The 11377-nt window shown below is 72.1% G+C and carries 10 protein-coding genes; 5 read left to right on the top strand and 5 right to left on the bottom strand.

The features are described 5' to 3' along the window. Positions 1-193: 193 nt before the first annotated feature. Positions 194-913 carry a hypothetical protein gene (locus Mam01_RS30380; RefSeq protein WP_204288625.1) on the top strand — a complete coding sequence of 240 codons (720 nt, stop codon included), beginning with the start codon at positions 194-196 and terminating at the stop codon, positions 911-913. A 14-nt stretch (positions 914-927) separates the two neighbouring features. Here the strand turns inward: Mam01_RS30380 and Mam01_RS30375 are convergent, their stop codons facing one another. Together Mam01_RS30375 and Mam01_RS30370 are read right to left on the bottom strand one after the other, a co-directional pair. Further along, positions 928-2157: a glycoside hydrolase family 16 protein gene (locus tag Mam01_RS30375; protein ID WP_204288624.1), complete on the bottom strand. Its 1230-nt coding sequence runs from the start codon at positions 2155-2157 to the stop codon at positions 928-930. A gap of 84 nt (positions 2158-2241) precedes the next feature. Then, positions 2242-3018, bottom strand: coding sequence for an NAD(P)H-binding protein (locus Mam01_RS30370; RefSeq protein WP_204288623.1), 777 nt, complete (start codon positions 3016-3018; stop codon positions 2242-2244). Positions 3019-3102: 84 nt separating this feature from the next. On the opposite strand from Mam01_RS30370, the gene Mam01_RS30365 reads away from it, so the two are divergent. The 4 genes from Mam01_RS30365 (at position 3103) to Mam01_RS30350 (ending at position 7005) form a co-directional block, all read left to right on the top strand. Further along, positions 3103-3873 (top strand): aminoglycoside 3'-phosphotransferase, encoded by a 771-nt coding sequence (locus Mam01_RS30365; protein WP_204288622.1) that lies wholly within the window; start codon positions 3103-3105, stop codon positions 3871-3873. Positions 3874-3990: 117 nt separating this feature from the next. Further along, positions 3991-5724, top strand: coding sequence for a PHP domain-containing protein (locus Mam01_RS30360; RefSeq protein WP_204288621.1), 1734 nt, complete (start codon positions 3991-3993; stop codon positions 5722-5724). Then, entirely contained in the window at positions 5721-6272 is a 552-nt protein-coding gene (locus tag Mam01_RS30355) for a hypothetical protein (RefSeq protein WP_204288620.1), read from the top strand. The genes Mam01_RS30360 and Mam01_RS30355 overlap by 4 nt, the downstream gene beginning before the upstream one ends. 88 nt (positions 6273-6360) lie before the next feature. Further along, the gene (locus Mam01_RS30350) at positions 6361-7005 is read left to right on the top strand and encodes a hypothetical protein (RefSeq protein ID WP_204288619.1); all 645 of its coding nucleotides are present in this window, start codon (positions 6361-6363) and stop codon (positions 7003-7005) included. A 105-nt stretch (positions 7006-7110) separates the two neighbouring features. Here Mam01_RS30350 and Mam01_RS30345 read toward each other — a convergent pair whose 3' ends face one another. From Mam01_RS30345 to Mam01_RS30335, 3 genes are all read right to left on the bottom strand, one after another. Further along, the gene (locus tag Mam01_RS30345; RefSeq protein ID WP_204288618.1) at positions 7111-7791 is read right to left on the bottom strand and encodes a hypothetical protein; all 681 of its coding nucleotides are present in this window, start codon (positions 7789-7791) and stop codon (positions 7111-7113) included. Between the two features lie 171 nt (positions 7792-7962). After that, entirely contained in the window at positions 7963-10548 is a 2586-nt protein-coding gene (locus Mam01_RS30340; protein ID WP_204288617.1) for an ABC transporter permease, read from the bottom strand. Between the two features lie 5 nt (positions 10549-10553). Continuing rightward, positions 10554-11342, bottom strand: coding sequence for an ABC transporter ATP-binding protein (locus Mam01_RS30335; RefSeq protein ID WP_204288616.1), 789 nt, complete (start codon positions 11340-11342; stop codon positions 10554-10556). Between the last annotated feature and the right edge of the window lie 35 nt (positions 11343-11377).

Below are 11377 nucleotides of genomic sequence, written 5' to 3'. Positions count from 1 at the left end.
CCCTCTCCCTCTTCAACCAGTCCTGACCCACCGCACGCCGTGGACGTCCGGAACGTGTGCGAGTCTGACTCCGCGTTCCGGACGTCCATTTCTGCTCCCGGTGTCGCTTCCGGGGGGCGCTCCCCATTACGCTCCGCCTATTACTCCCCGCCTATTACTCTCAGCGGAGAACTTCGACCAGGAGGTGGCAGCAATGAGCCGGCGTAGCGAACCGACGGTGATCCGGCAGCCGGCCAGGAGCAACCGGGTGCTCGCGCCGGTGGCCGCGTTCGTGATCGGCGCGGTGGTGGCCGGTGGCGTGGTGTTCGCCGCGACCCGGCCCGACGCGACCGAGCAGGCGGTGAACCGGATCCGCGCCGAGGACGCCGTCCGCGACAAGGCGCAGATCAAGGAGCTGACCGAGCTGGCCCGCACCACCCGCGACAAGCTCGTGCCCGTGCTGGAGGGGCTGGAGCGCGTGATGCCCGTGGAGGGCGACGCCGCCTTCCCCGCCGCCGTTCCCTCTGCCGCCCCCTCTGCCTCCGCCGAGGTCGGGAAACCCGAGAAGGCGACCGGCGCCGACATCGCGAACTGGCGGCAGGCGACCGCCGCCGCCGTCCAGTCGTTCGCCGACCCGCCCTCGGGCGAGACGTACACCAACCTGGCGAGGTCGGGCCTCGCCTCCGGCGTGCGGCAGCTCGCCACCACCGTCGACAGCTACGTGGCCGCGCAGGCGCTCACGGGACCGGCCCGCACGAACATGCTGGCCCTCGCCGCCCGGCAGCGCATGGATGCGATCTTCACGTGGTCGGTCGGCGCCACCGCCCTCGACGCGGTCAGCGTCGACGCGGGCAGCGGGCACCAGCACGTCTACCTGCCGGCCGCGCCCGGCAGCGGGGCGCTCACGGCCGACGACTCGGAAGAGGGCCACTAGCACCTACGCGCCGTTCAGCCGCGGGTCCACTTCTGGTTGGACCCGCCGGTGCAGTCCCAGAGCTGCAGAAGCGCGCCGTTCGCGCTGCCCCGGTCCACGATGTCCACGCACCGGTTGGCCTGGATGTTGACGAGGTCTCCGGCCGGCGTGAGGGTGAAGCGCTGGGCTCCGGTGCCGTTGCACGTGTAGAGCTGGATCGGCGTGCCGTTGGCGGTGCCCGCCGCCGCGGCGTCCATGCACTTGCCCATCGCGCGCACGGTGCCGTCGCCGCCCACCGTCCACTGCTGCGCGACGGTGCCGTTGCAGTCGTACATCTGCAGCCGGGCGCCGTCCGCGGGATTGGCGCTCGGGATGTCCACGCAGCGGCCGTTCATGGCGGATTTGAGCGCGGTGCCGGTGCCGCTCCCGTCGTTGTTCCAGGCGGAGACGCGGACGTAGTCGACCAGCATCGTCTGCGGGAACGCGGTGGTGCCGTCGGGGTTGCCCGGCCAGTAGCCGCCGACCGCGACGTTCAGGATCATGAAGAACGGGTGGTCGAACACCCACTGGTTGCCGCGGATGTCGGCCGGCGTGACGCGGAAGTACTCCGCGCCGTCGAGGTACCAGACGATGAGGCCGGGCGACCAGTCGACCCGGTAGTTGTGGAAGCCGTCGCCCAGGGGCGCGCCGATTGTGCGGTTGTCCCCGACGCCGCCGCTGCCCGAGTAGCCGGGGCCGTGCACGGTGCCGTAGACCGTGTTCGGGGCGTTGCCGACGTTCTCCATGATGTCGATCTCACCGGTGTTCGGCCAGTTGCCGCCGCCGAGCATCCAGAAGGCCGGCCAGATGCCCTGGCCCTTGGGAATCTTGATGCTCGCCTCGAAGCGGCCGTACGCCTGGCTGAACCTGTCTGCCGTCAGGATGCGGCCGGAGGTGTACTGGCAGGTGCCGTAGTGGCACTGGTAGCCGGCGGGGTTCTCCTTGCGGGCGGTGATGGCCAGGTGACCCTGCCCGTCCTGGTACACGTTCCGGGTGGAGTCGGTGTAGTACTCCAGCTCGTTGTTGCCCCAGCCGCCACCGCCGATGTCGAACTTCCACTTCGCCGGGTCGACGGCGCTGCCCGCCGCGCCGTTGAACTCGTCCGACCAGGTGACGGGGCCGATGGCGGCCTCGGCCCGCTCGGCGCCTCCGGGAACGCCGCTCAGGGCGCCGGACAGGCCGGCGGCCAGGGCCGCCGCGATCAGGAGTAACCGGGGTCTGCGCATGGGGGTCTCCGGTCCGGGGGGTAGAGATTCGGAGCGTGGTTGCCGATGCAACACCCACTTCACGCGCGCTGTCAATAGTAAAGTTTACTTTTTGTTGCGCTCGGTCAGGCTCTTCGAGGCGCGCGCGGCGACCGTCTCCGCGGGCCTGCCGAGCAGCCGTACGAGATCGCCGGTCTGCTCTTCCAGCGCTCCCGCGCGCACCTGCGCGTTGATCCAGCTCATCGGCCCCGGCCCGGCGTCGGGCACCTCCCGGTAGGGCACGCCGAGCGCCTCCGCGACCTCCGGATAGCTCCACAACGGTCCGGTGAGGTCGTACGCCCGACCGAGATGCCCCTCGCCGGTCAGGACGTTCGCCGCCGCCTCGGCGAGATCCGACCGGAACGCCGTGTTCAGCCCGCGGCCTCCGGTGCTGCTGGTGATCTCGCCGTCGTCGGCCCGCGGCACGAACGCGTCACTGTAGAAGGGGTGACGCAGGATCGTGTACGGCAGGCCGCTGCGGAGTATCGCCTGCTCGGTGGCGTGGTAGGCCTCCGTCATGCCGGTGGCGGCGACGCCGGCCCCGAGAAAGCTCGTGAACACGACGGCGCCGACCCCCACCTCCTTGGCCGCGGCCACGGCGTTCAGGTGCTGTCCGATCCTGCGCGCGGTGTCGAGTTCCGGCGAGGAGACGAGCAGCAGACGCGTGGCCCCGTCGAACGCCGCACGCAGGCTCGCCGGGTCGTCGTAGTCACCACGCCGTACCAGCACGCCCTCGGGCGCCCGGCCGGGGTCGCGTACCGCGGCCACCACCTCCGCACGGGTACGCAGGTGGTCGACGACGAGGCGGCCGAGCGCGCCGGAGGCGGCGGAGATCACGATCACGGGATGAGTCAACCGCTCGCCGGGACGAGGCCGCCACTGCTTTATGACCGATTCATGACCGATTCATGACCGAGAATGACGGTCGTGAGCCGTCCCCCCATCGCCTCGGTCCCGGCCGGACCCGTCGACGTGCCGCGCGTCGTCGCCGAACTCGCCGGAAGCGACACCGTCACCCCCGTCTGGCGCAACGAGGTCGGCGGCCTCACGTTCCGGCTGGGCGGCACAGGCGAGGGCACGGGCGGCACGAGATACGTCAAATGGGCCGCCACCGGCACACCCGGGATCGACCTGGCCGGTGAGGCGGAACGACTGACCTGGGCACGACAGTGGACCGCCGTCCCGAAGGTGCTCGCGCACGGATCGGACGCGGACGGCGCCTGGCTCGTCACCGCCGCGCTCCCCGGCCGTTCGGCGGTGGATCCGCGCTGGGCCGCCGATCCCGGCACCGCGGCGGCCGCGATCGGCCGGGGCCTGCGCCTGCTGCACGACGCGCTGCCGGTGGCTCGGTGCCCGTACGACTGGGGAGTCGAGCGCCGGCTCCGGCGAGCCGGCGAGCGCCTCGGCCCGGCCGAGGCGCGGCGTCTCGGCCGCCCGCCCGCCCCCGACCGGCTCGTCGTCTGTCATGGGGACGCCTGCGCCCCCAACACCCTCCTGCACGACGACGGGACGTTCGCCGGGCACGTCGACCTCGGCTCGCTGGGCGTGGCCGACCGGTGGGCCGACCTCGCGGTCGCCGCCTGGAGCACCGAGTGGAACTACGGCCCGGGCCACGACGGCGAGGTGTACGACGCGTACGGCGTCGCCCCCGATTCGGAGCGCATCGCCTACTACCGCCTGCTGTGGGACCTCACCTGACCGGTAAAGCCGCGGCTCCCTGGACGGTCTCCGATGTTCACGCGAGGTTCAGCCGTTCCCGCGAGGGTGCATTCGGAGCCGGAGCGATCCCCCCGGCGGAACGAAAGGGCACCGCACATGAGCGAGGGGCACCCTCACCCCCACCCCCATCCCCATCCCCATCCCCACGGGCACGACCACGGGCACGGGCACGACGCCGGGGAGATGGCGACGGTCGTGGACATGGACATCCCCGACGAGGCGCTTTCGCCGGGTGAGCTCTCGCGCCGTCAGATGTTCCGGCGGGCCGGGCTGCTCGGCGCCGGCCTGACCGCCGCGAGCGTGCTCGGCGCCCCCGGCACGGCCGCCGCGACCGGCGCGACGAGCACCGGCCATGACGACCGGGAGCCGAAGGACGGATTCCTGTGGCTCGCGGGCGACCACCACATCCACACGCAGTACAGCTCCGACGCCATGTACCGGGTCGTCGACCAGGTGCGGCACGCCAACGCGTACGGGCTCGACTGGATGGTCGTCACCGACCACGGCAGCGTCACCCACGCCAAGATCGGCGTGGAGAAGGTCAACCCCGACATCGTCGCGGCGCGTCAGGCGGTCAGGGACACCCTCGTCTTCCAGGGCCTGGAGTGGAACATCCCGGCCGCCGAGCACGGCACGGTGTTCGTCGCCCCGGGACGTGGCGAGGTGGAGACCCTGAAGGAGTTCGAGAACTCCTTCGACGGCGCGGTGAAGGGCGCCACGGCGAGCACGCCGCAGAACGAGGCTCTCGCCGTCGCGGGGCTGAACTTCCTGTCCCAGGCCGTGAAGCGCCGCCGCGTGCCGGACGCGCTCTTCCTGGCCAACCACCCCGCGCGCAAGGGCATCGACTCGCCGCACGAGATCCGCGCCTGGCGCGACACGGCGCCGGAGATCGCGGTCGGCATGGAGGGCGCGCCGGGCCACCAGGCCGCCGGCATCCCCAAGCCCAACGGGCCCGGCTCCGGGCGGGGCTACTACGACAACAGCCCGAGCGCCGACTCCTTCCCCGGCTATCCGGCGGAGAGCTACAAGACCTTCGGCGGCTTCGACTGGATGACCGCGACCGTCGGCGGCCTGTGGGACAGCCTGCTCGCCGAGGGCAGGCCGTGGTGGATCACCGCCAACTCCGACTCGCACACCGTCTACGGCGACGCCGGCGACCGCGGGCCGAACAGCGACTTCAACGCCAACGGCCGATACGAGGACCCGGTCTACAAGGGCGTGCCGAACCTGTCCAACGGCGACTTCTGGCCCGGCTACTACAGCCGCACCCACGTCGGCGCGACCTCCTTCGCGTACAACGCGGTCATGGACGGCATCCGCCGGGGCCGCGTCTGGGTGGACCACGGCGGCCTGATCAGCGGCCTCGTCGTCCGCGCCCGGGCGCGCGGCAACGGCGGCGGCGTCACGCTCGGCGACACGCTGTCCGTCCGCCCCGGCACCAAGGTCGAGGTGTCCATCCAGATCACGCTGGCGAACCAGCCCAACTGGGCGCAGTTCATCCCCACGCTGGCCCGGGTGGACGTCATCCAGGGCGACGTGACCGGCCCGGTCTCCGACAAGGACGTCTTCACCACCCCGAAGACCAAGGTCGTCACGTCGTACGAGGTCGGGAAGAACAGCGGAACCGTCACCTTCACCTACCAGGTGGGGGCCGTCGACCACCCGGTCTACGTGCGGCTGCGCGGCACCGACGGCAACCGCGTCGCCCCCGGCCTGCTCGGCCCGTCGGTGGACCCGCACGGCCCGGCGATGGACGTGCTCGGCGACGCCGACCCCTGGAAGGACCTGTGGTTCTACAGCAACCCCGTCTGGATCGTGCCGCGCCGATGATCGTCGGTCTGGACAACGGCTCCCGTACGGTGGCACAGGCCGAGCATCTCCTCCACCAGGTGGTGGAGGCGCTCGGCCTGTCGTCCGGGATCGTCGGCTGCACCCACTTCGTCCGCACCGGTGACCTGCCGCACGTCGCCTGCTCGCTGACCCTGGCCGGGCACCTGGAGAGGTCCCGGCTCCCCGAGGGGGTGTCGGCCGCCCTCGGCGACAGCCGTACGGGGCCGGACGCGGAGGGCGCGGCGGTGGCGGCGGCCGAGCACGCGGCCCGTACGAGCGGGCGGGTCGTGCTGTTCCCCGGCGGCGACGACCTGCCGGCGACGCTCACGGTCGGCGAGCTGCTGGACCGGACGGCGATCGACCGGGTGGTCGTGCTCGCCCAGCCCGAACCTCCGGCCGGCGACGTGGTTCTGGTCACCAACGGCCACGTCCGCCCGGTCTGGCGGGACGGGCTGATGACCCTGCTCGCCATGCCCGCTCCGGGCGCGCGGATCGCGCCGGCCGAGGTGCCGGACCCGACCCCCTGCTGCGCCGACCACATGTCGTGATCGGTTCGGTATCGAACCTCTAGTGGATTTTGGACAGATTACGGTCAATGATCACTTGTACCCTTTTTCCTCGCTCCTTGAGGTACATGTGAGAAAGATCTTGCGAGTGGTCGCGGCCCAGATGTTCGCCGCCGCCTTCGTCGTCACCGCCCTGACCACCCCCGCGCACGCCGACACGACCGAGAGCGACGCCGACATCGCCCTCGAATGGCAGAGCGTGTACGACACCTACCACTTCACCGACGCCACCCCGCCCGCGTCCGGTTCCGGCCGCAGCCGGGTCGTCAACAGCATCTCCGTCGACATCGACTCGCCGATGCCGCTGACGTTCTACAAGTACTCGGACTTCAACAACCACATCGGCAAGAACCCGTTCCTGAAGCGGGTCGTCACGCACAAGGAGTGGAAGGCGGCGTCCACGACCTACCGCAACCTCACGGCGATCGAGGAGATCCCGTACGAGGGCATGATCGTGGTGAGCAAGACGCACGCGCAGCAGCGCCTGCACCTGAACGGGTTCTACTACGAGACCGACAGCTGGTCACAGCCCAACGTGGTCACGCACCAGAAGATCGAATTCACCCCGCTGCCCGGCGGGAAGACCCGGGTGACGGAGAACCTCGCCTTCGAGGCGGACGACTCGCTGATCGACTTCGTCGCGGCGAACGGCACCGCCGCTCACCAGCAGCTCCAGACGGCCCTGAAGCAGGCGATCGAGAGCGGCGAGCTCTGATCGGGCCCTGCTTCCGGCCCTGCTGATCGGGCTCTGACCTGCGAGATCGGGCGTCCTCCCCGCTGGGAGGACGCCCGTTTCATACTGTTCCATGCCGTTCCGCACTCAGCGCCCGCTGTAGCCCCTGTCCTCGGCGCTCTGGAGGTTCTGGTTGATGGAGCAGCTGCGGGCCCCGCTTCCGCAGTTGCCGTTGATCGTGTTGGTGTAGACGCTGACGCTCGACACCTGCTGGACGCCGGAGTAGTCGACGGCGCTGTTGCCCGCCGGAGCGTTCACGTTGTGCCGTCCCGTGCTCAGCTGGTAGGGCGGGCTGTCCATCGTGGGGGCGCCGGCCGAGTTGACTCCGCCCGTCTGCTGACCACCACCGCCGTACCCCCTGCCGTACCCTCCACCGTGGCCGGCGAGCCGGGCGCCTCCGCCGTGTCCCCTGCCGTGTCCCCTGCCATGTCCTTTGCCGTGCCCTGTGAGGTGGCCGGGTTCCTCGGCATGTGGCACGCCGTCCGGATGAGCGGCCGGATGAGCGGCTGGATGCGCGGCTGGATGCGCCGCGGCGGCCGCGCCTGCCGGGCGGCCCGCACCGGTCGGATGGGCCGAGCCGGACGAATGGCCGTCGTGACCAGGGCCGGGGCCGGGACCGGGATCGGCGGGGGCCACGAGAGCCGTTCGCGAGACCGGCTCCATGAGTTCGGGGACCAGGTGGCGGGAGCCGGTGACACCGGACATCGCGACACCGGACACTGCGACGAAGAGCACGGCGAGGGCAAGGGACCGGGTGTACTCCGCCACCGCCCGGAGCCTCCCTTTGCCTGCCCCTCCTTTGCCTGCTCTGGCGTCGCCCATCCGGTCCACCCCCGCTCCCGCCGCTTCCTGGGTACAAGCGGCGCATCCCGCTCATACCCCTCGCTCCCCGCCTGTTTCCCTCTCCGCGTAGCCAAGCGCCGGTCAGGATGTGGCGGGTCAGGATGCGGCGACCGCGGTGAGCACGTCGAGCCGGGCGGCGCGGCGGGCCGGGAGCAGCCCCGCCAGCAGCCCCGCCAGGGCGGCCACGGCCACGACGAGCAGGAGCTGACCGGCCGGCAGCATGAGCGTGGCCTCGCTGGTGCGGCCCAGCGCGGCGACCGTACCGGCCGCGAAGGCGACACCCAGGGCGACGCCGGCGACGATCGCCAGCGCCGCGACGAGGACCGCCTCACCGCGGATCATCCAGCGGAGCTGGGCGCCGGTCATGCCGACCGCCCGCAGCAACCCGATCTCCCGGGTCCGCTCGATGATGGACAGGGCGAGCGTGTTCGTGATGCCCATCAGCGCGATGAGGACGGTGAGCATCAGCAGCACGGTCACCAGCCCGAGGACCTGGTCGATCATCAGAGTCCGCCCGGCCACCGCCGCCGCCTGGTCGCGCACCTGCGCGGTCGGCGAGTCCGCGAGGGCGCCGTCGATCGCCTTCCTGGCCTCGGCGTCGCTCACCCCGTCGGCCACCTTGACGAAGACGCTCGCGTCGACGTGCTCCTTGTAGTTCCGCTGGTAGGTGTCGAGCGAGACGATGTAGCTGGTGGACAGGGCCTGGGCGTCGCGGTCCCGCAGCAGCCCGACGACCTTGAGACGTCGCGTCCCCGTACGGGAGAACGTCATCGCGATGCTGTCGCCGACCGTGAGGTTCCGCTCCTTGGCGACGTTCGCGGCCAGGACGATCCCGCCCGCCGTGTTGTCCGCCGTGTTGTCCGCCGTGTTGTCCGAGAGGGCGTCCAGCCGTCCGGCGACCATGTGCAGCGAGGTGACGCGGGACAGCGTGGCCGGGTCGACCGCCGTCAGCGCCTCGGTCGTCTGCCCGTCCTTCCAGTGCCCGTAACGGATCCGCGAGGCCACCGCGACCTGCGGCAGTTCGCTCACGTGGTGGTAGGCGTGCTCGGGCAGGCCGCCGAGCATCTCGTTGCGCGCGCTCTCCACCACGTAGTCGGCGGAGACCGCCTCGGTGTACGACCGCGCGGCCGACTCCCTGATCGAGGCGCCCAGCACGGTGGTGAAGCTGATGAGCGCGAGGCCGAACGCGAGGGCCAGGGCGGTGGCGGAGGTACGCCGGGGCGCCCGCGCGGCCGACTCGCGCGCCAGCCGTCCGGGGACGCCGGTCACGGCGAGCGGCCGTCCGAGCAGCCGGACCATGCCCGGGGTGACCGCCGGCCCGAGCAGGGCCAGCCCCACGACGGCGCACACCGCCGCCCCGCCGAGCACGACGACCGAACCCGGCCCGGCCAGGACGATCGCCAGCCCCGCCAGGCCGAGTGCGGTGAGGACCGCGCCGGCCCCAGTACGGATCATGGTGCGGCCCCAGCCGGACCGCCCGGCGACGCCCTCGGCCGCCGTACGCCGCATGGCCTCGACCGGGGCCACCCGGGCGGCGCGGCGGGCCGGCCCCAGGGCCGACAGGACGGTGACGCCGACGCCGACCACGAGCGAGACGACCAGGGTCCGCGCGGTGACGTCGAGCCCGCCGCCCGGCAGCGTCATCCCGAACGATCCGGCGAGGCGGCGCAGCCCGCTCGCCACGGCGATGCCGAGGCCGGTGCCCGCGACGGAGGCGAGCACGCCCACGAACAACGCCTCGCCCAGCACCGAGCGCATGACCTGGGCACCGGTCGCCCCGGCCGCGCGCAGCAGGGCGAGCTCCCGGGTGCGGTGGGTGACGACGATCGAGAAGGTGTTGGCGATGAGGAACGCGCCGACGAGCAGGGCCGCCGCCGCGAGGGCCAGCAGCATCACCTGCAGGTAGGAGACCTGGTTCTTCGCCGCGGCGGCGCTGCTCGCCGCGATGTCGCGGCTGGAGGAGACCTCGTACCGCGAGCCGAGTGCGGCGCTCACGGCGCCGCGCACCCGCTGGACGTCGGCGCCGTCGGCGGCGACGACGGCGACCTCGGAGACGTCCGTGCCGAGGGCGAGCAGCCGCTGCGCGGCCGGCCGTGCCACCAGGGCCACCGTGCTGTTCGGCAGCCCGTCGGCCTGCGCGAACCCGGCCAGTCCCACGACGCGCAGCCGGGCCGTCCGTTCGGCCCGCACGGTGACCTCGGCGCCGAGGCCGATGCGGTGCTGGCGGGCGGTCGCGACGTCGACCACGACCTCCCCGTCGGCGGCCGGCGCACGCCCGGACCGGAGGGTGAACGGCCCGACGGGAGCGGGCTCCCAGGAGGCGAGCAGCGACGGCCCCGAGGGCACGATGGTCTTCCCCCCGGCTTCGAGCAGCCCCTGACCGCGTACGACGGGGGTGGCGGCGGCCACGCCGGGCACGGCCCTGATCCTGTCGACGATCTCGGCCGGCAGCGGGTCGCGTGCCACCTCCACGCCCATCGCCGAGTCGAACGCGACGGCCTCCCGGATGGTCAGGTCGACGCCCGCGGTGGCCGTACGGAACTGCTCGTCGAGCAGCCGCTGGGAGGTGTCGGTCAGCACCAGGCTGCCGGTGACGAAGGTGACGCCGAGCAGGACGGCGAGCAGGGTCAGCGCGAGCCTGCCCCGGCGTGCGAGGGTGTTGCGGATGATCAGACGCCACATTGTGATCACTTCTCCTTGCCGGACCGCGCGGAGGAGCCGAGGCCGGCCATGCGCGAGAGGATCTCGGGGACGGTGGGGTCGGGCAGTTCACCGACGACGCGGCCGTCGGCGAGGAAGACCACCCGGTCGGCGTACGCCGCGGCGGTCGCGTCGTGGGTGACCATGACGATGGTCTGGCCCAGCTCGTGGGCGGCATGGCGCAGGAAGCCGAGCAGCGCCTCGCCCGCCCGCGAGTCGAGGTTGCCGGTCGGCTCGTCGGCGAACACGATCCGCGGCCGGGCGGCCAGCGCCCGCGCCACGGCGGCCCGCTGCTGCTGCCCGCCGGACAGCTCGGCCGGACGGTGCAGCAGCCGGTCCGCCAGCCCGAGCATCTCGACGAGTTCGTCGATCCAGGCCTGGTCGGCGCGCCGCCCGGCGAGGGTCAGCGGCAGCTCGATGTTCTCGGCGGCGGTCAACGTGGGCACCAGGTTGAAACTCTGGAACACGAAGCCGACGTGCTCGCGGCGCAGCAGCGTGCGCTGCCGCTCGCTCAGCCCGGCCAGGTCGGTGTCCCCGATCAGCACCTGGCCCTCGTCCACGGTGTCGAGGCCCGCCAGGGCGTGCATCAGGGTGGACTTGCCCGACCCGGACGGCCCCATCACGGCGGTGAACCGCCCGGCGGGGATCGACAGGGTGGCGCCGTCGAGAGCGCGGACGGCGGTGTCGCCGCGGCCGTAGATCTTCACGACGTCCCGGGCCAGCGCGGCGACCGCGGTACGCGGGGATTTGCCGGTGAGAGTCTCGGTGAGGGTCATGGAAGGCTCCTGGGGTCTTGGGGTTCGCGGGGTCG

It is taken from the genome of Microbispora amethystogenes (assembly GCF_016863015.1).
GTDB classification, from domain to species: Bacteria; Actinomycetota; Actinomycetes; order Streptosporangiales; family Streptosporangiaceae; genus Microbispora; species Microbispora amethystogenes.
Note: the sequence above shows the minus strand (reverse complement) of the source record. Positions and strands in the feature narration are given on the sequence as shown.

Bases quoted from the DNA above. Each gene is read 5' to 3' on its own strand.
- Mam01_RS30375 (WP_204288624.1), bottom strand. From the start codon at position 2,157: ATGCGCAGACCCCGGTTACTCCTGATCGCGGCGGCCCTGGCCGCCGGC.
- Mam01_RS30355 (WP_204288620.1), top strand. From the start codon at position 5,721: ATGATCGTCGGTCTGGACAACGGCTCCCGTACGGTGGCACAGGCCGAG.
- Mam01_RS30360 (WP_204288621.1), top strand. From the start codon at position 3,991: ATGAGCGAGGGGCACCCTCACCCCCACCCCCATCCCCATCCCCATCCC.
- Mam01_RS30335 (WP_204288616.1), bottom strand. From the start codon at position 11,342: ATGACCCTCACCGAGACTCTCACCGGCAAATCCCCGCGTACCGCGGTC.
- Mam01_RS30340 (WP_204288617.1), bottom strand. From the start codon at position 10,548: ATGTGGCGTCTGATCATCCGCAACACCCTCGCACGCCGGGGCAGGCTC.
- Mam01_RS30380 (WP_204288625.1), top strand. From the start codon at position 194: ATGAGCCGGCGTAGCGAACCGACGGTGATCCGGCAGCCGGCCAGGAGC.